Below are 20,922 nucleotides of genomic sequence, written 5' to 3' on the forward strand. Positions count from 1 at the left end.
AGTTTCACATCAGGCACGGTCGGCCACTCGTTCGCCCATGATGCCGGACGGGCGCAAGGTCAGCACGATGATCAGCACGACGAAGGCAAAGATATCCTGGTAGTGGCTGCCCAGGAAGCCGCCCGTGATGTCGCCGATATAGCCGGCGCCCAGGCTTTCGATAATACCCAGCAAGATACCGCCCAGCATGGCGCCATAGATATTGCCGATGCCGCCCAGCACGGCCGCACAAAAGGCCTTCAAGCCGGGGATGGCGCCCATGGAAAATTGAATGGAGGCATAGTTGGCACCCCACATCACGCCGGCCACGGCCGCCAACGCGGCGCCGATGGCAAAGGTGGCCACGATGACCTTGTCGGAATCGACGCCCATGAGGCCCGCCACGCGGGGGTTTTCCGCCGTGGCGCGCATGGCGCGGCCCATTTTCGTTTTTTCCACCAGCAATACCAAGCCGCCCATCGACAGCGCGGCCAGGGCCAGCAGCAGCACTTGTGTTTGCGAAATCACTGCGCCGCCTATGTTGATGGGGTCGGTCGACAGCAATTGCGGGAAGGGCAAGGGATTGCGCGTCCAGATCATCATGGCGAAGGTTTGCAGCAGGATGGAGACGCCGATGGCGGTAATCAGGGGGGCGAGGCGGGGGGCGTTGCGCAGGCGGCGGTAGGCGACTCGCTCGATGATGATGTTGACCAGAATACAGATGGGTATGGCGCCGAGGATGGCGGTGGCCAGTTTCAGATAGCCGGGCCAGTCCGGCACATAAATGCCCAGCAGCTTGAGGATGGTCAAGCCCACCATGGCGCCGATCATGAGCACGTCGCCGTGGGCGAAGTTGATCAGGTTCAACACGCCGTACACCATCGTGTAACCGAGGGCGACTAAGGCATACATGCTGCCCAACACCAAGCCGTTGATGATCTGCTGGATGAATGTATCCATGATTGCCCTATCAAATATGCATTTTTCGGGAACAACTTCCACCAGAATATGTGGCTGATACAAAAACGGCACCGGAGGAAGAATTCCTGCAGTGCCATCCCTGGACCGTTCTCACCAGCATGGTGCACGCACTCAAAACGTGCGTGACCTTGCTTAGTCATAACGACAACATATTCAAGCTTGAGGCAATCATAACGATCTTTTGCAAAAACTAAACTTGGAATAAATCAATCATTTCCGAATTAAATTTTGTTTTGAGGTGACTATTTCATCGATACTCAATTATCCTGCAGGCTCAGGCCACGTCGCGCTTGAGGCCATCGAGGCCTTTCGGCATCGGAAAGGTGACGGCTTCCTGCACGCCGTCGAGGGGGCGCACGCTCTTCACGCCACACTCTTTCAAGCGGTCGATGACGGCTTGCACCAGCACCTCGGGCGCCGACGCGCCAGCCGTCACCCCCACGCGCAGCTTGCCTTCCAGCCAGGCGGGATCGATCTGCGAGGCATTGTCGACCATGTAGGCTGGCGTGCCCATCTTCTCGGCCACTTCGCGCAAGCGGTTCGAATTCGAGCTGTTCGGACTGCCCACGACGATCACCACTTCCACTTGCGGCGCCATGAATTTCACGGCTTCCTGGCGGTTCGTGGTGGCGTAGCAGATGTCGCCTTTTTTCGGCTCGGCGATGTTCGGATATTTCAGCTTCAAGGCCTCGATAATGTCGCGAGTGTCGTCAACTGACAACGTTGTTTGCGAAACATAGGCCAGGCTCTCCGGATTGGCGACCTGCAATGCCGCCACATCATCGAGCGTTTCCACCAGATGCATGCCCATGTCGGCCTGCCCCATCGTGCCTTCCACCTCGGGATGGCCGTCGTGGCCGATCATGATGATCTCGCGGCCTTCGCGGCGCATCTTGCCCACTTCCATGTGCACCTTGGTGACCAGCGGGCAAGTCGCGTCAAAAATGCTCAGGCCGCGCGACTCCGCCTCGGCGCGCACGGCTTTCGACACGCCATGCGCGGAAAACACGAGCGTATTACCAGCAGGCACGTCATCGAGGTCGTCGATGAAGATGGCGCCCTTGTTGCGCAAGTCGGCCACCACATAGGCGTTGTGGACGATTTCATGGCGCACATAGATCGGCGCACCAAATTGCTGCAAGGCACGTTCGACGATTTCGATCGCCCGGTCGACGCCAGCGCAGAAACCGCGGGGCTGGGCCAGTAACAGTTCTTTATCCATCGCTATTCCTTCACAGCACCGAAATGAGCTTGACTTCAAAGCGCAGCGGCTGACCTGCCAGCGGATGATTGAAGTCGAACAGGGCCGAGTCCTCGCGCATTTCGCGCAACACGCCGGCAAAGCGGCCGCCGCCCGGCGCGGCGAAGTCGACCAGGTCGCCGATCTTGTAGTCGGCACCGGGCACCGAGTTCTCGTCCAGGGTCGCGCGCGAGACGGACTGCACCAGCTCGGGATTGCGCTCGCCAAAGCCTTCGCCGGCGGCCAGCTCGAATGTCTGGTGCGTGCCTTCAGGCAGGCCCAGCAAACGCTGCTCGAGGAATGGCGCCAGCTGGCCCTGTCCCAGCATCAAGGTAGCAGGATTTCCGCTAAAGGTAGTGACAATATCAGTACCGTCAACAGTAGCAAGACGATAATGCAGGGTGAGGTAAGCCGCTTCGGTGACGACTGCTGGTTGCTCGTTGGACATAGTGAGTTTTCAAGTAGCTGATGCAAAACGATATTGTAAGCCACACTGGCCGCGCCTGCCCCATGGCTTCGTCAAAGAAGACCATGCCGGGGCAAGCGCCGGTGACAAACAGGAGAACAGCATGGGCATCAAGGACTGGCCGGCCAGCGAACGGCCACGCGAACGCCTGATCGAGGATGGCGCACACTCACTGTCGGATGCGGAATTGCTGGCCGTGTTCCTGCGCACGGGCGTGCGCGGCAAAAGCGCGGTGGAACTGGCGCGCGACACGGTCGAGCACTTCGGTTCCCTGCGGGGCCTGTTTGGCGCCAGCCTCGTGAGTTTTTCCGCCGTGCATGGCATGGGCAGCGCCAAATTTGCCCAGCTACAAGCAGTGTTGGAACTGGCGCGGCGCGCCATCATCGAGGATTTGCAGGCGGGCCAGGCCCTCAATTCGCCGCACGCCGTCAAAGACTATTTGCGCCTGACCCTGGGCAACCTGGCGCACGAAGCGTTTCACGTGTTGTTTTTGGACGTCAAGAACCGCCTGATCACGACCCAGGAAATGTTTCGCGGCACCCTCACCCACACCAGCGTGTATCCGCGCGAAGTGGTGAAACAAGCGCTGCTGCACAACGCGGCCAGCGTGATGCTGGCGCATAACCACCCATCCGGCACGCCGGAACCGAGCGAATCGGATTTATTGCTCACGCGCGCGCTGGTGCAAGCCTTGTCGCTGGTGGACGTGCGCATCCTCGACCATTTCGTCGTGGCCGGTCGGCAAGTGCATTCGTTTGCGGAACATGGCCAGATCTAGGCCGGGGCCCGCCCTGGTCACAGTTAACCATGTGTAAACAAGGACATACGTGACAGCAGCAGAACGCTTATCTAACAGTAAACAGTCCTGTTTACCAGTGCTTCCCCCTATGAAGAAGGGTAAAAGTCAAATTGTTAAATTATTTCAATACAACATGACACAATTGTTTTTCGCAAGTCATTGATAAATCTGCTTATTTTGGATATACTCTCGTTTTTCCAATTTGGAATATCTTTAAGGAGTGCGCCATGGCACGTGTTTGCCAAGTCACTGGGAAGAAGCCGATGGTCGGCAACAATGTTTCCCATGCAAACAACAAAACCAAACGTCGTTTTTTGCCTAACTTGCAGAATCGTCGTATTTTTGTTGAATCTGAAAACCGCTGGGTCTCCCTGCGTTTGTCCAACGCCGGTCTGCGCGTCATCGATAAAGTCGGCATCGACGCCGTATTGGTCGATATGCGCGCTCGTGGCGAAAAAGTCTAATTAGCAGAATAAGGGAGCTATCATGGCAAAATCAGGCCGCGACAAAATCAAGTTAGAATCGACCGCCGGTACGGGTCACTTCTACACGACTACCAAAAACAAGCGTACGACGCCTGCGAAAATGGAGATCATGAAATTTGATCCTAAAGCACGCAAGCACGTAACGTACAAAGAAACCAAAATCAAGTAATTGATATTGTGTTCTGTAAAAAGAGCCGCTCCGATGAGCGGTTTTTTTTCGTCCTGATTTTTTTACGCCCCCTCCCCTTGTGCCGGGGCGAAAAAAAGGCCCTGGAATACAGGGCCTTGATATGGAGCAACAGGCTAATCAGGCATAGCTGCGCAGGCGCAGTGAAAAATCCTGCAGCGACTGGATGCCCGACGCTTCGGCGCGCGTGCACCAGTCTTGCAGCTTCTGCAGCAATTGCTCGCGCGTAAAGTGCGAACGCTCCCAGATGGCACCCAGCTCCACGCGCATGTGGTGCATGGTTTCCAGCGCCTTGCTGTGCTGGAACAGTTCCGACAGCTGCTCGTGATGCGCATCGGCCAGCTTGCCCGGTTCGCGCTGCATCAGCTTGCGCGACGATTTCAGGAAACGTTTTTCCAGCTCGGCCTTGTGCTTCAGGTGTTCCAGCTCTTCCTTCCAGGCATGCTTGATCGATTTCGCATACTTGGCCATCACGTCATAGCGGTTGGCGATGACCGACTGCAAGGTCTCGAAGTCCGCTTCCAGCTTGCCGTGCGAGAACTTCGGTTCCGGCGCCAGTTTTTTCACCTTGGCCAGGCCCAGCATTTCCAGCGCGCGGATATACGCCCAGCCGATATCGATTTCATACCATTTCGACGACAGCTTGGCCGACGTCGCATACGTATGATGGTTGTTATGCAACTCTTCGCCGCCGATCAGGATGCCGAAGGGAATGATGTTGGTGGCCGCGTCGGCGCAATCGTAGTTGCGGTAACCCCAGTAGTGGCCGATGCCGTTGATGATGCCGGCCGCCGTGATGGGTATCCACATCATTTGCACGGCCCACACGGAAATGCCGATCACGCCGAACAACACGAAATTGATGACGAACAGCGACACCACGCCCAGCCAGCTGTACTTGGTGTACAGGTTACGCTCGATCCAGTCCGTCGGCGTGCCGTGGCCGTACTTGGCCATGGTTTCCATGTTCTTCGATTCAGCGCGGTACAGCTCGGCGCCTTCCCAGAACACTTTCTTGATGCCGCGCGTCACGGGGCTGTGCGGATCTTCTTCCGTATCGCACTTGGCATGGTGCTTGCGATGGATGGCCGCCCACTCTTTGGTCACCTGGCCGGTCGTCAGCCACAGCCAGAAACGGAAGAAATGGCTGGGGATGGCGTGCAATTCCAGCGCCCGGTGGGCCTGGTGGCGATGCAGATAAATCGTGACGCTGGCGATCGTGATATGCGTGACCACCATGGTGTACAGGAAAACTTGCCATGCGGACAGATCGGTAATGCCAGTGGCCATGAACTGCAAAACGTCGTGTAAAACGGAACTCAATGTCATTACTGCTACTCCAAGTGGACAGGGCATGCGCACGGTCGCTCCAGTGACTCTGGAGGTCCGGCAGAGTTAATTTTAGGCGTGATTGTACGCCCTAATGGGTGCTATCAGGCAAAATCGGAGGCAGGCAGCGAGGTTAAGGCTGGGTGCCGGATGGCGCGGACTCACCCTCTGCCGCGCCCGCGAGCGGGGCAGGAGGCGTACCAACAATACGCAATTCACGTTGCGGAAACGGTACAGTGACCTTATGTTCCTGCAAGGTGCGCCAGATGGCGCGGTTCACATTCGACTTCACGCCGCCGGTGCCGTTTTCCGGGTCAGCGATCCAGAAGCCGATCTGCACATCGAGGCCGTCGGCGCCGAAACGCACAAGGGTGGCCGATGGCGGATTGCTTTGCGACACACGCGGCACCTTGGCCGTCGCCGCTTCCAGCAAGGGGAAGATGACATCGATATCCGTTTCATAACCCACCGACACGGCCGTCGACAGCCACACCATGCGGTTGCTCAGCGACATATTCTGCACGCCGCCGGAAATCAGCATCTCATTTGGCACGATGGATTCAACGCCATCGCCACCCAATAATACAGTATAGCGCGTATTGATCTGCGTGACCTTGCCCGTAAATTGACCCACCGTGATCATGTCGCCGATGGTCAGGCTGCGGTCGAGCAGGATGATGAAACCGGAGACGAAGTTCGCGGCGATCTTTTGCAAGCCAAAGCCCAGCGCCACGCCGAAGGCGCCGCCAAACACGGACAGCACCGTCAGGTCGATGCCCACCAGCGACAGGCTGACCAGCACGGAAACGAGGATCAGCACGGCGCGACCCATGCGCGACAGCACCACGCGCAAGGAGGTGTGCAGACCCTGCATTTTCATCAGGCGCTCGTCGAGCGAAGTGCCGGCCCACATGGCCAGCACCAGCAGCACGGCCACGGAAATAGCGGCTTGCAAGATGGCAGCCACGGAGACCTTGTTGCGGCCCAGCGGCACGACGATGCCTTCCAGGAATGCATGCAAATCCGGCCACAGGCCGGTGATATACAGGGCCATGCCGGCCCACACCACCACCGTGAATATTTTCTCCAGCAACAACATGGTGGGGCTGATGTCGCCATGGCGGGCAAAAATACGGCGCAGCACATAAAAACCAAAGCGTACCAGCGCCATCGAGGTGCATAGGGGGATGGCGATACTGAGCAGGCTCACCGACTGGAATTTGACCAGGAAATGTTGCGCAATGCCCAGCAGCATGGCCGCCAGAACGGGCGTCAGGATGCGGATGAAACTGTCCGTGCGCTGCAAGGTTTCCGGCGTGGCCGGCGTTGTCGCCGCTTCCGCCCGCTGGTGCAGGAATGCGCGCAACTGCCGCACCAGCAGCCAGCTCAGTGCCAGGCAGGCGACGATGACCAATGCCTGCCACAGGATGGCCGGTTGACGGAAATCGTCGACAAAGTCAGTGATCAGGTTGAGCAGCGGGGTTTCATTCATGGCGGATGGGGGCTGGAAGGTGGGACGGATGGGCGGTGTGCCCATGCCGCCAGGCAGGCTGGCGGCATTGAAAGCCGCCACTGCAGGGTGCAGCGGCGGCCCGTGACAAGCTTACTCGGCTGGTTCAACGTCAACGTCGTCGGCCGGTTTTTCATCGGCGTAGACTTTTTTCGGCATGACCTTGCGCTCGAACACGGCGGCGAAGAAGCCGTCGGTATGGTGCAGGTGCGGCAGCAATTTCAGGTAATCGCCCATTTCCAGCTCGATCTTCTGTTCGGCCAGCACCTTGCTCATCGGCACCAGGGTGAAGTCCGGATGCGCGGCCAGGAATTGCTCGGCGATAAAATCGTTTTCTTCATTCAGGAAGCTGCAGGTGGCGTACACCAGGCGGCCGCCGCCCTTGACCAGGCGCGCCGCGCCGGCCAGGATGGCTGCCTGCTTGGCTTGCAGCTCGACGATGGAGTTCGGCTGCTGGCGCCATTTCACGTCCGGATTGCGACGCAGGGTGCCCAGGCCGCTGCACGGGGCATCGACCAGCACGCGGTCGATCTTGCCGGCCAGGCGCTTGATCTTGGCATCGCGCTCATGCGCGATCTGCACCGGATGCACGTTCGACAGGCCGCTGCGGGCCATGCGTGGCTTCAGCTTGGCCAGGCGCTTTTCCGACACGTCAAACGCATACAAACGGCCCGTGTTGCGCATCAGCGCGCCCAATGCGAGCGTCTTGCCGCCCGCGCCGGCACAGAAATCGACGACCATCTCGCCGCGCTTGGCGCCGACGATCTGCGACAGGATCTGGCTGCCCTCATCTTGCACTTCGATGGCACCGCTCTGGAACAAAGGCATGTTTTGCAGCGATGGCTTCTTGATCACGCGCAGCCCCAGCGGCGCATAGGGCGTCGGGGTGCTGAGGATAGGTGCTTCGGCCAGGGCCAGCATCACGTCTTCACGCGTGGCCTTGAGCGAATTGACGCGCAAGTCCAGCGGCGCAGGCGCGTTCAGCGCATCGGCCAGCTTCATGGTTTCCGCTTCGCCGAACTGGGCGATCAGCTTGTCGAACAGCCAGGTCGGCATGTTGGCGCGCATGTTCGACGGCATCAGGCTGCGGTCGATCTGCGTGATGCGTTCCAGCCATTCCACTTCTTCTTCCGTCAGGCCGCCCAGTGAGTCGGCACCAACGGCTTCGGCCAGGCCGAGGATGGTCAAACGGCGCATGGTCGGGCCACTGCCCGCTTCGGCGAAATCGGTAAAGAAGGATTTGTTGCGCAGCACGGCATAAATGCCTTCGGCGATGGCGCCGCGTTCGCGCGAACCGAGGCGCGGATGGTCGCGGAAATAGCGCGACAGGGTGGTGTCGGCCGGGGCCGTGAAACGTAAAATTTCGCGCAATACTTCTTCAGCATTGGCAAGTATCGCTGGTGGCAATCTCATTGTTATTCTTCCTGTAATATTTTATTGAGGGTCCACGCGGACCTGGCCATGCTCGACTGACAGTTTATCGTCAATGAACAGGCGGATGGCGCGCGGGTAAAGCAGATGTTCCTGTACCAGCACGCGCGCCGATAAGCTGTCTTCTGTGTCGCCTGGCAAGACTGGCACCACCGCACTCGCCACGGCCGGGCCATGATCGAGCTCGGCAGTTACGAAATGCACGGTCGCGCCGTGTTCCGTCACACCCGCCTCGAGCGCCTGGCGGTGCGTCGCCATGCCCGGGAACAGCGGCAGCAGCGACGGGTGGATATTGAGCATGCGCCCGGCGTAATGTTCGACGAAGGGCGGCGTCAGGATGCGCATGAAACCGGCCAGCACGACCAGGTCGGGGGCGAAGCCGTCGATCACGGCTTGCAGCGCCGCATCAAACTGCTCGCGGCTGGCATAATCCTTGTTGGCAACGACTGCCGTCGCTATCCCATGTTCCGCAGCAAAAACCAGTCCCTGGGCGTCGGCCCGGTTACTGATGACGGCGGCAATCCGGGCTGGCCATTGCTCGGCTTGCGCCGCGCGGACGACCGCTTCCATGTTGCTGCCGCGTCCGGAAATGAGGATAACGATATTTTTCATAGCGCGCATTGTACCCGCTATGGCGATGCGAATCTAGAAAGGCCGGTATTATTGTTGCGGCGCAACATAAGCGCCAGAGCGCCGCAGCCGCCCGGCGATGCCGATTGCCATCTGCACGGGAAGCCGGTTTCAGGGCATCGCGGCAAGAGTAAGTATTTACTCGAACGAGTAGAAGACGCGGAACGGCACTTTCTTCTCGGCCCAGTAGTCGGCCGCATCGCGGAACACGTCGAGCAGGATCTCGCGCGCTTCCTTGTCGAATTTTTGCGTATTTGGCAATTGCTCGAGCACCACCAGGAAGCCCGTTTGCGTACCGGCCTTGTGCATGGTATCCGTCAGGCACAGGCGCAAGGCATCGAAATTCTTTGCCAGGTTTTTCGGGAACAGGAATGCTTCTGCAATAATGCCGATGACTTGTTGTTTGGTCTGTCCAGCGTTGCAATGCGCATATAAAAAGTGCTGCCCGAGACGGATCGCCTCGTCTTGTAACTCGGTCACGCGAAAGGCACGGATGGACTGGACAAGGTTGGGCGGCACGGTTAGTAACAAACTCATTTTTCCCTCAAATCGACCTGTTATGTATGGATTTGTTGTAGCTGCTCTTCTTATTGCATCCCCGCACGCGGGTCAATGCGCACGCGGTGATTCGATCTGTATCAACTTTTATGCGATTCAGTGCGATTTTATATAAGCCATACGCGTATTAGGGTAACGTGTTGTCCTGTATGAATCAACCCGAATGTGATGTCAAACGCAAGATTTGTTACAAACCGCTGGTTTCAAGTCACTTCAACATCTTGTATCGATTGAAAGTGCATGTTACAGACTGTGGGGCAAGGGGCTTGGGCTGTTACATTTTGTTGCCATGCGAAACACTTGCCTCGGGCTGGCGGGATTACTATAGTCCCAAGTTGTAAAAAATACCCTGAAAGATTCTCTACATAATGAGGTTAGAAATGAACTTGCAAGCCAAATTGATGATGTCAGCCCTCTGTATCGGCACATTGCCACTCGCTCAGGCTGCCGACTTTGAAGATTTCGGCAAAGTCGTGCGCGTCGTGCCGCAAGTGGAACAGATCAATCGTCCACGCCAGGAATGCCGCACGGAATACGTGCAAGTGCAAGCGCCGCCGCAACAGCGCAGCGCTGGCGGCTCCATCGTCGGCGGTATCGCCGGCGCCCTGCTCGGTAGCCAGGTCGGTGGCGGCAATGGCCGCACGGCCGCCGCCGCAGCCGGCGCGATTGCCGGCGCTGTCGTCGGCGACCGTGTCGACAACCAGAACAACTACCAGGGCGGCATGCAGGAACAAGCCGTCAAGCAATGCCGTCAGGTCGACCACTGGGAATCGCGCAACAACGGCTACCAGGTCACCTACGACTACCGCGGCCGCAACTACACGAGCATCATGTCCTACGATCCGGGCGAGCGCATCCGCCTGCGCGTCTCGATCGAGCCAGCTCAACAGTAAGCGCAGCAACCAGCCCGTACCATGCCAGCCCCCGCGGCTGGCATTTTTTATGGCGCCCCGCCACGGGCTATAATGCGGCACACTTTCAGGCCGCCTTATGCTTATCAAACGAAAATCCATCGAACAAGTCGAATCCTCGCGCCCCGCGCGCAAGCCCCGCTACGCCCCTGTCACCCTGTCGGAAATGGATGGCGTGCGCTATCTGCATTTCGGCACGGAATGGGTGCAGGGCGCCATGCGCATCCGCAAGCCGGACTGGCCGGAGCTCGAATACGCGCAGCAGATGATGGCGTGGATGCTGTGGATCAAGCAACCGCAGCGCCTCGCCCAGTTGGGCCTGGGCACGGGAGCGCTGACCAAGTTCTGCTACCGCCAGTTCCCGCAGGCGCAAGTCGAAGCCATCGAACTGAACCCGTCCGTCATCACCATCTGCGCCTCGATGTTCAAGCTGCCTCCCAACGACGAGCGCTTGCACGTGCGCGAGATGGATGCGCTCGACTACGTCAACGATGACGCCAACCATGGCACCCTGGACGCCCTGCAGGTGGACCTGTACGACGCCACGGCGCGCGGTCCCGTGCTCGACAGCGCGGACTTCTATTCCGCCTGCTGCGCCTGCCTGGCGCCGCACGGCATCATGACGGTCAACCTGTTCGGCGACCACCCCAGCTACGCGAAGAACATCAAGGCGATGAAGTTTGCGTTTGCACAGGTGATCTGCCTGCCGGAAGTCCATGATGGGAATGTGGTGGCGATCGCGTTCAAGTCGAAAGTGGCGCTCGATGCCGAAGCGCAAACGGCCCTGCTGGAGTGCGCCAAGCAGATCGTCGCCGAGACCAAGCTGCCCGCCAAGACCTGGGTCAAGGGCATCGTCAGCACCCTGTAAGCGCCGGCACACCCATGCGCAAGGCCGGCAGCCCTGAAAGGCGCCGGCCATGCCCGCTTCCCCTCCTCCCGCTCCCATTTCACCCAACACGCCGCTGCAACTGCCGCAACTGCTGGCCTGGCTGCAGGAAGACGGCTTGCTCGACGCGGCGCAAGCGGCGGCCATCGACGCCCAGGCCGCCCTGCTGCCGGCGCCGGCCTTGCATCCGCTATGCAGCATCGCCCATGGCGCACTCACGCTCGACACCCTGTGCGCCTGGCTGGCGCAACGCGCAAGCCTGCCGTATGTGCGCATCGATCCTCTGCACATCGATTTCAGCCAGGTGGCCGACGTCATGACGGCCGGCTATGCGGCCCGTTTCAACATCCTGCCCGTGGAAAGCACGCTTGACCGCATCGTCATCGCCACGGCCCAGCCCTACGCGCTCGCTTGGCAGGCGCAGCTGGGAAAGCTGGCGCCACGCAAGCTGAGCCTGGTCATCGCCAATCCGCTGCACATCGCCGACGCCATCGCGCAATTTTTCAGCCTGGCCACTTCCGTCAAGGTGGCAAAACTGGCGTCCACGCAAGACATGGCGCTGCGCCAGAATGTCGAGCAGCTGGTGGAGCTGGGGCGCAACAAGGGCAACCTCGACGCCAACGACCAGCACGTGGTGCGCATCGTCGACTGGCTGTGGCAATACGCGTTTGCCCAGCGCGCGTCCGACATCCACCTGGAACCGAAGCGCGACGCGGGCCTCGTGCGCCTGCGCATCGATGGCCGCCTGCACCAGGCGTATCAATTGCCGCCTGTGGTCTTGCTGGCCATGACGGCGCGCATCAAGTTGCTCGGGCGCATGGACGTCGTGGAAAAGCGCCGCCCCCAGGATGGCCGCATCAAGACGCGCAATGCACAGGGCCAGGAAATCGAGCTACGCCTGTCGACCTTGCCCACGGCCTTCGGCGAAAAGCTCGTCATGCGCATCTTCGACCCGGAAGTGGCCGTCAAAAGCCTGTTTGAGCTGGGCTTTCCGCCCGCGGACGCCGAACGCTGGCGCCAGCTGACGGCGCGTACGCACGGCATCGTGCTGGTGACGGGCCCCACCGGCTCGGGCAAGACCAGCACCCTGTACAGCACCCTGAAGGCGCTGGCCAGCAGCGAAGTCAATGTCTGCACGGTGGAAGACCCCATCGAAATGGTCGAACCGGCCTTCAACCAGATGCAGGTGCAAACCCAGGCCGGCATCGAACTGTCGTTTGCCGATGGCGTGCGGGCGCTGATGCGGCAAGACCCCGACATCATCATGGTGGGAGAAATCCGCGACCTGGCCACGGCCGAGATGGCCATGCAGGCGGCGCTGACGGGCCATTTGGTGCTGTCGACCCTGCACACCAACGACGCGCCCTCGGCCGTCATGCGCCTGCTGGAACTGGGCTTGCCCGCCTATTTGCTGGAAGCGTGCCTGGCCGGCGTGCTGGCGCAGCGCCTGCTGCGCTGCTTGTGCCCGGGCTGCAAGCAGCCAGACGATACGCCGGACGCCGCCGCATGGCAGCGCCTGACGGGCGGCCAGCTGGAACGGCCGCAGACCACATACCGCCCCATCGGCTGCGCCCTGTGCCGGCACAGCGGCTACCTGGGGCGTGCCGGCATTTATGAACTGCTGAGCGTGACGGAAACCTTCGGCCAGCTGGTCAAGGCGGGCGCCGACCTGCACGCGCTGCGCCGCCAGAGTCTGCTCGACGGCATGACGCCGCTGCGCATCGCAGGTGCGCGCAAAATCATCGATGGCACGACCAGCATCGACGAAGTGCTGAAGCTCACGGCAGCCCTGCCTTGACTGGCCTGCACTTTCTCGCAGGAATGCTTTGCATTCTTTTTCAACTGATATATAATGCGGCCTCTTTCGGGTCGTTAGCTCAGCTGGTAGAGCAGCGGACTTTTAATCCGTTGGTCGCAGGTTCGAATCCCGCACGGCCTACCACGAATGCGCAGTACTAAAAAGCCCATCCTCACGGATGGGCTTTTTTCGTTTCAGGCTCCCAAGGTTATACTGGTTCTTTGTCTTGCCAGCCCTGAAAGAAACGCATGAAACTTGCCGTCCTCCTCCTGGCCACCGCCTGCCTGTCCGCCCAAGCGCAGGCACAAGTACAGCCGCCCATCGTGCTCGATGGCCAGTACAGCGCGCGCACGGACGAGATGAGCTTGCAGATCATCGGCAACCGCGTCTGCTTCGCGCCCGACAAGGCGCAGTGGGGCCGTTTGCCCCGCCCTGCTGCCGCGCACGCTGCGTGGTTTTGTTTCAGCAACGATGGCGAGGCGCGCCGACAGCTGCGCGTGCCCGCGCGCCAGACCGACAATTGCGGCTGGCAAGCGCGTGCGCGCATCGTCATCGACACCTATCAACCGTACGTCGAGCAAGGCGACGGCAACGACATGGCGCGCCTGGCATCGGTCATCAAGGTGGCGCAACCGAACGCCATCGCCTGCGAATAATCAGTTCAGTTCGATCAGTCCAGTTCATACTCCTGCAGATAGCGGGCGAACAAGTCGCCATCGGCCAGCGGACACGCAAACCCGGCACCCCAGTCGGCCAGCAGCAACTGCGCTTTCAAGGGCAGCAGCAACAGCTCTGGCATGGCATCACTGCACCATAAATCCACCACGATGCCGTCGTCACCCAGGCCGGCAAACAGGGTTTCCGTCTTGTCGCCACCAAAGGCCAGCACATTCTTGCATTCCACCCGATAACTGCTGTAGCCCGTGTAGACGGCGTCATACGGCGGCAAGGCATCGGCCAGCGCCAGCCGCAGCTGCTCCATCGTGAGGCCCAGCGCGCGCATCTGCGACGGCGGCGCCTCGGGCACGTACATCTGCGTCCAGCCGGCGCCGCTGCGGTGCGCATCGGCGAACACCTGCTGCTCGCCCATCTGCGTCAAACAGTGCTGCAAGTTATCCAGCGGCAGCAGTTCGATCATGCAAAAATCATCTTCGTGGTAATAGGCTTCGCGCATGCTTCAATTCTCCAGCAGATCTTGTAATTGGGCATTGCGCCGCGCCGTCAGCCGGCCAGCCCAGGTCTCGCTAGTGACGGACGGATAGCGCACGGCGCCAAAGTTCATCCAGGCATCGCGGTACGCCAGCCACAGACGCTGGGTGGCGCGGATGCCATCCTTGCCCACGGCGCCCGCGTATGTCTCGGCCGGCTTCTTCATCAGCTTGCCGTAGATGGCGTTGAGCTCCTTGTCGAGCGCCGCCACCTGCTCTTTGGACATGCTGGCCGGCAGCTTGCCCGCTTCGTACTCGCGCACATCGTGCGCCAGCAAATCGAGCTCGGCCGTGCGGGCGGCGATGCTCAGGGCGGCGCGCGCCGTCCCGCTCAAATCCGTTTCATTCGCTGCGCGCGCATCGGCAAACTTGCTTGCCGCCGTCTGCAGCTTTTGCAGCGACGCTTGCGCCACGGCAGGCATGCTTGCGCTGACTTTGCCTGTCGCCTGCGCGCGCACGCGCTGCTTTTGCCGCGCATCGATGGCGCTGCACACGCCCATCATGTAGCCGCTGGTGATGTCGTCGCACCAGTCCATCATGCCGCGTCCGCTGGCATTGATCTGCTGCAAGTGTTCGATGCGGCCCTGCATCTCGGCCGGCGCCGCGTCGATGCTGCACGCATACTTAAGCGCCAGCAACGGGTCTTTCTGCACGCCCTGCCCATTCTGGTACAACATCATCAAGACGGCGCTGTTGTGCGTGGCCATCGCGCAATGGCGCGCGGGACGCCAGTCGGCGGGCTTGGGCGAGGACATACTCTTGGTATCGTAATACAGCTCGCTCGCCTGGCACTGCTGCAAGGATGCCACGGCGGACGGCGCCGGCAGGTCGGCGGGCGGCGGCGCCGCATCCTTGACCTTCAGGCAAGTCGCATACCAGGCCGTGCTTTCCGCGTGGCCCACGCCCATGGCGCTGGTATTCGGGTACGGTGCGGCGGCAGCGGCAAAACCCGGGGCGGCAAGCAGCGCGCCCGCGCCCAGCAATAGCGTTTTCAATAAGGGTAGACAAATTTTCATGTTCAGGCAGCGCCAGCGCGAGTAAAGCGGCAAGTTTAACTGATCAGCCAAGCTGCACCCGCCCGTTACACGCCCATCCCGCCTGGTAAGTAACGGTACTCAGCCTTGGCAGTGCAGGAAACGATGGGCAATAATGTTGCCCGCTGTACTTTTTTCACTTCCCGGACCACGCCCATGACCTTACCCCGTCTTCGCCGTTCCCTCGGCTCCCTGCTGATCGCAGCGGCCTGCGCCTCGCTGGCAACGACCATCCACGCCGCCGATACCACGCCGGCTATACCAGTTGCCGCCCCACAAACGCAAGCCAGACACGCCATCACGCATGAAGATGTGTGGCTGATGAAACGCGTGGGCGCGCCCGTCGCCAGCCCGGATGGAAAGTGGGCCGTGTTTTCCGTCGTCGACAGCGCCTACGACAGCAAGGACCAATGGTCCGACCTGTGGATCAAGTCCTTGCTTGACGACATCGCCCCGCGCCGCCTGACCTCTTCCAAGGGCGGCGAAAGCGCCGTGGCCTGGTCGCCGGACAGCCGCCAGCTGGTCTTCGTCGCCAAGCGCGATGGCGACGAGGCAGGACAGATTTACCGCCTCGACGTGGCCGCTGGCGGCGAAGCGCAACGGCTGACGAGCTTGACCCTGGGCGCGCGCATGCCGAAATGGAGCCCGGATGGCAAGCAATTGCTGTTCATCAGCGACATCTATCCAGGCAACAAGACGGAAGCCGACGTCAAGCAAAGCGCCAAAGAGCGCAAGGACCGCAAAGTCAGCGCCCGTTCGTATGAAACGACGGCGCCCCGTTACTTCGACAAATGGCTGACCGACAAACAGGTACGCCTGTTCATCGTCGATGCGCAGCCTGAGTCGACACCGCGCGACATCCTGTCGGGCACGCAACTGGTCACCCTGCCGGGCTTTGGCGGCGGCCAGGGCGACGAGGGACAATCCTTGGATGCCGTCTGGACGCCGGATGGCAAGGCCGTCGTCTTCAATGCGGCCACCAACCGCGACGCGGCCCAGCGCGAAGCCGTGGTCTCGCAACTGTATCTGCTGCCAGTAACCGGCGGCGAAGCGCAGCGCCTGACACAGGACAAGCATAGCTATGGCAGTCTGAAATTCGCGGCCGACGGCAAGACCCTGTTCGCCCTCAGCGACGCGCAAACACCCGGCAAAGTGTATGACGTGAAACGCCTGGCCAGCTTCGCCTGGCCGATGAGCAACCCTGCGCCAACGATATTGACAGCCAAGCTGGACCGTTCGATTTCCCGCTTCGTGCTGCCCGAAGGCGGCAAGCGCGTCATTTTCAGCTATGAACATGCGGGCCTGGAAAAGCTGTACTCGATCGACGCCAAAGGCGGCGACGTGCGCGAGGAACCATCCTTGCCAACGGGCAGCATCAATTCGCTGAGCAGCGGCGGCAAGGCTTTGGTCGGCGTGTGGGAGTCAAGCATCAACCCGCCGGAAATCTATGCGTTCAATGGCAAGCAGCCGAAACGGCTGACGGCCTTCAACACGGAGAAAGCGAGCAAGATCGACTGGCAGGCACCCGAGCACTTCTGGTTCACCACGGCCGACGGCCGCCAGATCCACAACATGCTCGTCAAGCCCGCCAACTTTGATCCGAACAAGAAATACCCGCTGTTGACCGTCATCCACGGCGGTGCCGCCAGCATGTGGCGCGACCAGTTCGTGCTGCGCTGGAACTATCACTTGCTGGCCAAGCCAGGCTATGTTGTCTTGCTGACCGACTACAAGGGTTCCACCGGCTATGGCGAGGAATTCTCGCGCTCTATCCAGTTCGACCCCTTGAAAGGTCCGGGCGATGAAGTCAACCAGGGCGTCGATGAAGCTATCAAGAAATATCCATTTATCGACGGCACGAAACTGGCCGCCGGCGGCGCCAGCTATGGCGGCCACCTGGCCAACTGGCTGCAAGCGACCACCACACGCTACAAGGCCATCGTCTCGCACGCGGGCGAAATGGACCTGATCATGCAGTGGGGCACCAGCGACGGCGGCTTCGGCCGTGAAACGAATGCAGGCGGCCCCGTCTGGTCGAACCTGCCCGTGTGGCGCGACCAAAGCCCGGTCATGCAAGCGGGCAACCACGAAAAAGGCACGGGTTTCACGACACCCATCCTGATCACCGTGGGCGAGCTCGACTACCGCGTGCCGGCCAACAATGCCTTGATGAACTTTGCCGTGCAACAACGCCTGAACGTGCCGGCGAAACTGCTCGTGTTCCCGGACGAAAACCACTGGATCTTGAAGGGCGAGAACAGCCGTTTCTTCTACAGCGAACTGGAAGGCTGGCTGGCCAAGTACCTCAAATAAGTCCTGAAACGTTCTTGAAAAATGAAAAAGCCAGGCTCCGCTCACGCGGGCCTGGCTTTTTTCATGCTGGCTGGACAGCGGCCACGGCCGCCTTCTGGCGGGCGATTGCCAGCACCATCAACGCGGCGACGAGGCAGGCGGCGCCGGCGGCAAACAGGGCCGGGTTGTAGGTGAGCATCAGGGTGCGGATGCGGCCCGCACCATACGCGGCCACGGCGGCGCCCAGCTGGTGGCCGGCGAAGATCCAGCCGAACACCATGCCCGCCCGCTCCCGGCCGAACGTGGCACCCACCAGTTTCACGGTGGGCGGCACGGTGGCGATCCAGTCCAGGCCGTAGAACATGGCGAACAGCGACAGGCCGTACAGGGTAAATTCCGAATACGGCAGCCAGAACAGAGACAGCCCCCGCAAGCCGTAATACCAGAACAGCAGTTTGCGGTTGTCATAGCGGTCCGACAGCCAGCCGGACAAGATCGTGCCGAACAGGTCGAAGGCGCCCATCATGGCCAGCACGGACGCGGCCGGCACGGCGGACAAGCCCGAGTCGCCGCACAGCGAGATGAAATGCGTCTGGATCAGGCCGTTGGTGCTGAGGCCGCAGATGAAGAAGGTGCCGAACAGGATCCAGAAGGTGCGGTGCGCCGCCACGCTGCGCAGGATTACGAACGGCGTGGCAAACGTCATCTTTGCCGCAGGCGGCGCCACCAGCGGCGTGGCCGAGTCGGCGCCATACGGACGCAAGGCCACGTCCTGCGGGCGGTTGCGCATGCACAGGAAGGCCAGCACGGCGACGATGGCGCAGCTGGCAAACACGGGCAGGACGGCAGTGCGCCAGCCGAAGTGCTCGATCAGCCAGGCGCCCACGGGCAGGAACAGCAACTGGCCCGTGGCCGAACTGGCCGTCAGCACGCCCACCACCAGGCCCCGGTGCGTCTCGAACCAGCGGTTCGCCACCACCGCGCTCAAGACCAGCGCCGTCATGCCCGAGCCCAGCCCCAGCAGGATGCCCCACAGGGCCACCAGGTGCCAGAACTGCGTCATGTGCGTCGCCAGCAGCATGCCGGCAGCGATCAGGCCCAGGGCCACGCAAATGACATTGCGCAAGCCGAACCGCTCCATCAGGATGGCGGCAAACGGCCCCATCAGGCCAAACAGCACGAAGCGCACGGCCAGGGCCGAGGAAATCTGCTCGGCATCCCAGCCGAATTCGCGGCTCAGGGGCTGCATCAGCGCGCCCGGCAAGCCCAGCGCAGCCGACGAGGTCAAGGCGGTAAGGAAGGTAATGGCGACGATGACCCAGGCGAAGTGGATGCCGCGCCGCGCCAGCCATTGCGAAACAGAATAGGAAAGCATGCAGTCCTCATGAGAAAAAGTGGATACCGATCCACACCAGCGGGCGGGATTTTTCTCATGTTATATTACGATCATAATTTATACAATCAAAAAAACTGGAGCCACGTCGCGGTGCGCGGCTCCAGTCCTGGCTGCAAGACTTGTGAAAATGCCGCTTACTTCACCTTCAAGCCATTCTTCACATCCGTCACACCTTCCACGCCACGGGCCAGGTCGGCGGCTTTTTTCACTTGCGCCTGGGAAGGCACGAAGCCGCTGAGCATGACGACGCCGTTCACCGTTTCCACGTGCACATCGAGCGCTTTCAAGTCATTGTCCTTGACGAGGTCTGCCTTGATCTTGGTGGTGATGACGGAGTCTTCCACTGCCACCTTGGTGCTGCCGGCCGCATTGCGCGTCATGCAGGCGGCCTTGGCCGTCGCATCCATGGCGTCGCAGTTTTCCTTCATCGTGCCGGGGGGATTTTGCGCCACGTTGGTGCCGGCCCTGGCGCCCGTGTTGGCGTCAGCCAGCGCGGCCGTTTTCGCCGCCTTGGCTTCGTTCATGCACGTGGTTTTATCGGTGCCCGTGCGGTCGCCGCACTTGGCCTTGGCCATGTCATACTCGGCATTGGCAACATCCTTGCGAGCCTTGCCCAGTTCGCGCGGCGTGTTGCGGTATTGCGCCACGGCGTCCGATTCGGCCTTGGCGCGCGCCACCTTGGCTTCTTCCACGCAGACTTTTTTCGCATTGCCACTCTGGCTGTCGCAGGCGGCTTTGGCCTGCTTGTAGTCGGCCGTTGCCTTGTCCGTCAAACTCTTGTACGAGGCATCCTGCGCATACGCTGGCGTGGCGGCAAGCATGGCGCTGGCACTGGCGGCCAGCATGAGTGCGATCATTTTATTCATGATGATTCCTCTCTGGTTAGTTGATGCCCAGATTAGACCCCTGCCGCACGCAAAGCTCCGTGCGACAGCACACGCTGACAAGCCATCCGCGTAAAAATCAGCGTTTATTTGTCGCCGCTCAAGCCCTTTCGCCACAATACTTGCGCCTGTTCAAATGGTGAAGCGGCCCCATCGGCAACATTAAATGCGCCTTCACCATCCGCCAGCGCCAGCCATGCCTGCGTGGCGTGCGAACCGCCTGCATCTCTGCCTGCACCGCCACCCGCGCCATCGCCGCCGGCGCGCACGCCGCGCATCCAGGCCAGCACATCAGGGTATTGCCCAAGGTGGCGTTCATGCATCCAGGCAAGCGCCACCAGATCCGCATAGGCCTCTTCGCGGCGCGTCTCGCGCAGTTCCTGCGCCAGCGGCGTCAACTTGCCGCGCTGCCTGCCGGGCGGTTCGACAAAGCCGCGCGGCACGGCGTGCCAGTCGCCCTGCGCATAGCGCTGGCAATGGCCGATTTCATGCGCCATCATTGCTTCCATCATCAGGCCTTGGCGCGCAGCCGGCACGCCCTGCAAGACACTGTCTGCCTGCGCATTGCCGCGCAGCGACAGCACCAGCTTGCAGCGCCCCCCTTCGTAGCCCAGCGCCAGCGGCACGGCGCCTGGCGCATCTTGCGGCTGCACGATGATATCGATGGGCAAACCTTGCGCGCGCGCAAACGCGATGACGGGCTGGCCCGCCTGCAGCCAGCGGCTTTCCAGATCAGTGAGCTGGGCGGCAGCCACGGCGGGCACAGGGGATAAAGCGATGAGCAAACTCATCAGCAAGAGCGGATTTGGCATGGGATAGACGGGACGGAAGAGAAGCAACTACTGCAGAGTAAGCGGTGAAAATATTTCCACAAGGAAAAACTGGCAACTTTTCATAAATAAAGACGAAAAAAAACCG

At 60.7% G+C, this 20,922-nt stretch carries 21 protein-coding genes and 1 tRNA gene; 9 read left to right on the plus strand and 13 right to left on the minus strand.

Going from position 1 to position 20,922, the window contains the following annotated elements; genetic code table 11:
• Positions 1–9 precede the first annotated feature (9 nt).
• The 3 genes from O0882_RS03965 to O0882_RS03975 form a co-directional block, all read right to left on the minus strand.
• Complete coding sequence (locus tag O0882_RS03965) at positions 10–939, minus strand: branched-chain amino acid ABC transporter permease (RefSeq protein ID WP_034785168.1); 930 nt, start codon at positions 937–939, stop codon at positions 10–12.
• 295 nt (positions 940–1,234) lie between these two features.
• Positions 1,235–2,182 carry a 4-hydroxy-3-methylbut-2-enyl diphosphate reductase gene (gene ispH / locus O0882_RS03970; RefSeq protein ID WP_096237572.1) on the minus strand — a complete coding sequence of 316 codons (948 nt, stop codon included), beginning with the start codon at positions 2,180–2,182 and terminating at the stop codon, positions 1,235–1,237.
• Positions 2,183–2,192: 10 nt separating this feature from the next.
• The gene (locus O0882_RS03975; RefSeq protein ID WP_070224501.1) at positions 2,193–2,648 is read right to left on the minus strand and encodes an FKBP-type peptidyl-prolyl cis-trans isomerase; all 456 of its coding nucleotides are present in this window, start codon (positions 2,646–2,648) and stop codon (positions 2,193–2,195) included.
• Positions 2,649–2,769: 121 nt separating this feature from the next.
• Between O0882_RS03975 and radC the strand changes: the two genes are divergently transcribed.
• The 3 genes from radC to rpmG all read left to right on the plus strand — a co-directional run bounded on the left by radC (position 2,770) and on the right by rpmG (position 4,119).
• The gene (gene radC, locus O0882_RS03980) at positions 2,770–3,444 is read left to right on the plus strand and encodes a DNA repair protein RadC (protein ID WP_219135935.1); all 675 of its coding nucleotides are present in this window, start codon (positions 2,770–2,772) and stop codon (positions 3,442–3,444) included.
• Positions 3,445–3,692: 248 nt separating this feature from the next.
• Positions 3,693–3,929 carry a 50S ribosomal protein L28 gene (gene rpmB / locus O0882_RS03985; protein ID WP_010400928.1) on the plus strand — a complete coding sequence of 79 codons (237 nt, stop codon included), beginning with the start codon at positions 3,693–3,695 and terminating at the stop codon, positions 3,927–3,929.
• A 22-nt stretch (positions 3,930–3,951) separates the two neighbouring features.
• Positions 3,952–4,119: a 50S ribosomal protein L33 gene (rpmG, locus tag O0882_RS03990; protein ID WP_010400929.1), complete on the plus strand. Its 168-nt coding sequence runs from the start codon at positions 3,952–3,954 to the stop codon at positions 4,117–4,119.
• Positions 4,120–4,257: 138 nt separating this feature from the next.
• Here the strand turns inward: rpmG and O0882_RS03995 are convergent, their stop codons facing one another.
• From O0882_RS03995 to O0882_RS04015, 5 genes are all read right to left on the minus strand, one after another.
• Entirely contained in the window at positions 4,258–5,466 is a 1,209-nt protein-coding gene (locus O0882_RS03995) for a fatty acid desaturase (protein WP_141170484.1), read from the minus strand.
• A 133-nt stretch (positions 5,467–5,599) separates the two neighbouring features.
• The gene (locus O0882_RS04000) at positions 5,600–7,039 is read right to left on the minus strand and encodes a mechanosensitive ion channel domain-containing protein (protein WP_289945514.1); all 1,440 of its coding nucleotides are present in this window, start codon (positions 7,037–7,039) and stop codon (positions 5,600–5,602) included.
• A gap of 30 nt (positions 7,040–7,069) precedes the next feature.
• Positions 7,070–8,389 carry an RsmB/NOP family class I SAM-dependent RNA methyltransferase gene (locus O0882_RS04005; protein WP_289945516.1) on the minus strand — a complete coding sequence of 440 codons (1,320 nt, stop codon included), beginning with the start codon at positions 8,387–8,389 and terminating at the stop codon, positions 7,070–7,072.
• Positions 8,390–8,410: 21 nt separating this feature from the next.
• Positions 8,411–9,019 (minus strand): phosphoribosylglycinamide formyltransferase, encoded by a 609-nt coding sequence (gene purN, locus O0882_RS04010; protein WP_099666788.1) that lies wholly within the window; start codon positions 9,017–9,019, stop codon positions 8,411–8,413.
• Between the two features lie 156 nt (positions 9,020–9,175).
• Positions 9,176–9,574, minus strand: coding sequence for a barstar family protein (locus O0882_RS04015; RefSeq protein WP_071075771.1), 399 nt, complete (start codon positions 9,572–9,574; stop codon positions 9,176–9,178).
• Positions 9,575–9,975: 401 nt separating this feature from the next.
• Here O0882_RS04015 and O0882_RS04020 point away from each other — a divergent pair, with 401 nt between their 5' ends.
• From O0882_RS04020 to O0882_RS04040, 5 genes are all read left to right on the plus strand, one after another.
• Complete coding sequence (locus O0882_RS04020) at positions 9,976–10,488, plus strand: glycine zipper 2TM domain-containing protein (RefSeq protein WP_071075770.1); 513 nt, start codon at positions 9,976–9,978, stop codon at positions 10,486–10,488.
• A 97-nt stretch (positions 10,489–10,585) separates the two neighbouring features.
• Positions 10,586–11,374: a spermidine synthase gene (locus O0882_RS04025; protein ID WP_289945519.1), complete on the plus strand. Its 789-nt coding sequence runs from the start codon at positions 10,586–10,588 to the stop codon at positions 11,372–11,374.
• Positions 11,375–11,423: 49 nt separating this feature from the next.
• Positions 11,424–13,190, plus strand: coding sequence for a GspE/PulE family protein (locus O0882_RS04030; RefSeq protein WP_289945521.1), 1,767 nt, complete (start codon positions 11,424–11,426; stop codon positions 13,188–13,190).
• A gap of 68 nt (positions 13,191–13,258) precedes the next feature.
• Positions 13,259–13,334 (plus strand) — tRNA-Lys (locus O0882_RS04035).
• 104 nt (positions 13,335–13,438) lie between these two features.
• Positions 13,439–13,846 carry a hypothetical protein gene (locus tag O0882_RS04040; protein ID WP_289945523.1) on the plus strand — a complete coding sequence of 136 codons (408 nt, stop codon included), beginning with the start codon at positions 13,439–13,441 and terminating at the stop codon, positions 13,844–13,846.
• Between the two features lie 14 nt (positions 13,847–13,860).
• Here O0882_RS04040 and O0882_RS04045 read toward each other — a convergent pair whose 3' ends face one another.
• A complete protein-coding gene (locus O0882_RS04045; protein WP_289945526.1) occupies positions 13,861–14,364 on the minus strand; it encodes a hypothetical protein in 504 nt (167 codons plus the stop codon).
• 3 nt (positions 14,365–14,367) lie between these two features.
• Positions 14,368–15,414, minus strand: a complete 1,047-nt coding sequence (locus O0882_RS04050) for a lysozyme inhibitor LprI family protein (RefSeq protein ID WP_289945528.1) — start codon at positions 15,412–15,414, stop codon at positions 14,368–14,370.
• Positions 15,415–15,588: 174 nt separating this feature from the next.
• On the opposite strand from O0882_RS04050, the gene O0882_RS04055 reads away from it, so the two are divergent.
• Positions 15,589–17,745 carry a S9 family peptidase gene (locus tag O0882_RS04055; protein WP_289945530.1) on the plus strand — a complete coding sequence of 719 codons (2,157 nt, stop codon included), beginning with the start codon at positions 15,589–15,591 and terminating at the stop codon, positions 17,743–17,745.
• A 61-nt stretch (positions 17,746–17,806) separates the two neighbouring features.
• Here O0882_RS04055 and O0882_RS04060 read toward each other — a convergent pair whose 3' ends face one another.
• From O0882_RS04060 to O0882_RS04070, 3 genes are all read right to left on the minus strand, one after another.
• Positions 17,807–19,099, minus strand: a complete 1,293-nt coding sequence (locus O0882_RS04060) for an MFS transporter (protein WP_289945531.1) — start codon at positions 19,097–19,099, stop codon at positions 17,807–17,809.
• A gap of 155 nt (positions 19,100–19,254) precedes the next feature.
• Positions 19,255–19,986, minus strand: coding sequence for a BON domain-containing protein (locus O0882_RS04065; protein ID WP_289945533.1), 732 nt, complete (start codon positions 19,984–19,986; stop codon positions 19,255–19,257).
• Between the two features lie 104 nt (positions 19,987–20,090).
• Positions 20,091–20,816 (minus strand): hypothetical protein, encoded by a 726-nt coding sequence (locus O0882_RS04070; RefSeq protein ID WP_289945535.1) that lies wholly within the window; start codon positions 20,814–20,816, stop codon positions 20,091–20,093.
• Positions 20,817–20,922 lie beyond the last annotated feature (106 nt).

The sequence above is a fragment of the Janthinobacterium sp. SUN073 genome, assembly GCF_030397665.1.
In the GTDB taxonomy this organism is placed as follows: domain Bacteria; phylum Pseudomonadota; class Gammaproteobacteria; order Burkholderiales; family Burkholderiaceae_D; genus Janthinobacterium.

Coding starts and splice junctions, on each gene's coding strand:
- O0882_RS03965 (WP_034785168.1), bottom strand. CDS start 939: ATGGATACATTCATCCAGCAGATCATCAACGGCTTGGTGTTGGGCAGC.
- ispH (WP_096237572.1), bottom strand. CDS start 2,182: ATGGATAAAGAACTGTTACTGGCCCAGCCCCGCGGTTTCTGCGCTGGC.
- O0882_RS03975 (WP_070224501.1), bottom strand. CDS start 2,648: ATGTCCAACGAGCAACCAGCAGTCGTCACCGAAGCGGCTTACCTCACC.
- radC (WP_219135935.1), top strand. CDS start 2,770: ATGGGCATCAAGGACTGGCCGGCCAGCGAACGGCCACGCGAACGCCTG.
- rpmB (WP_010400928.1), top strand. CDS start 3,693: ATGGCACGTGTTTGCCAAGTCACTGGGAAGAAGCCGATGGTCGGCAAC.
- rpmG (WP_010400929.1), top strand. CDS start 3,952: ATGGCAAAATCAGGCCGCGACAAAATCAAGTTAGAATCGACCGCCGGT.
- O0882_RS03995 (WP_141170484.1), bottom strand. CDS start 5,466: ATGACATTGAGTTCCGTTTTACACGACGTTTTGCAGTTCATGGCCACT.
- O0882_RS04005 (WP_289945516.1), bottom strand. CDS start 8,389: ATGAGATTGCCACCAGCGATACTTGCCAATGCTGAAGAAGTATTGCGC.
- purN (WP_099666788.1), bottom strand. CDS start 9,019: ATGAAAAATATCGTTATCCTCATTTCCGGACGCGGCAGCAACATGGAA.
- O0882_RS04015 (WP_071075771.1), bottom strand. CDS start 9,574: ATGAGTTTGTTACTAACCGTGCCGCCCAACCTTGTCCAGTCCATCCGT.
- O0882_RS04020 (WP_071075770.1), top strand. CDS start 9,976: ATGAACTTGCAAGCCAAATTGATGATGTCAGCCCTCTGTATCGGCACA.
- O0882_RS04025 (WP_289945519.1), top strand. CDS start 10,586: ATGCTTATCAAACGAAAATCCATCGAACAAGTCGAATCCTCGCGCCCC.
- O0882_RS04030 (WP_289945521.1), top strand. CDS start 11,424: ATGCCCGCTTCCCCTCCTCCCGCTCCCATTTCACCCAACACGCCGCTG.
- O0882_RS04040 (WP_289945523.1), top strand. CDS start 13,439: ATGAAACTTGCCGTCCTCCTCCTGGCCACCGCCTGCCTGTCCGCCCAA.
- O0882_RS04045 (WP_289945526.1), bottom strand. CDS start 14,364: ATGCGCGAAGCCTATTACCACGAAGATGATTTTTGCATGATCGAACTG.
- O0882_RS04050 (WP_289945528.1), bottom strand. CDS start 15,414: ATGAAAATTTGTCTACCCTTATTGAAAACGCTATTGCTGGGCGCGGGC.
- O0882_RS04055 (WP_289945530.1), top strand. CDS start 15,589: ATGACCTTACCCCGTCTTCGCCGTTCCCTCGGCTCCCTGCTGATCGCA.
- O0882_RS04060 (WP_289945531.1), bottom strand. CDS start 19,099: ATGCTTTCCTATTCTGTTTCGCAATGGCTGGCGCGGCGCGGCATCCAC.
- O0882_RS04065 (WP_289945533.1), bottom strand. CDS start 19,986: ATGAATAAAATGATCGCACTCATGCTGGCCGCCAGTGCCAGCGCCATG.
- O0882_RS04070 (WP_289945535.1), bottom strand. CDS start 20,816: ATGCCAAATCCGCTCTTGCTGATGAGTTTGCTCATCGCTTTATCCCCT.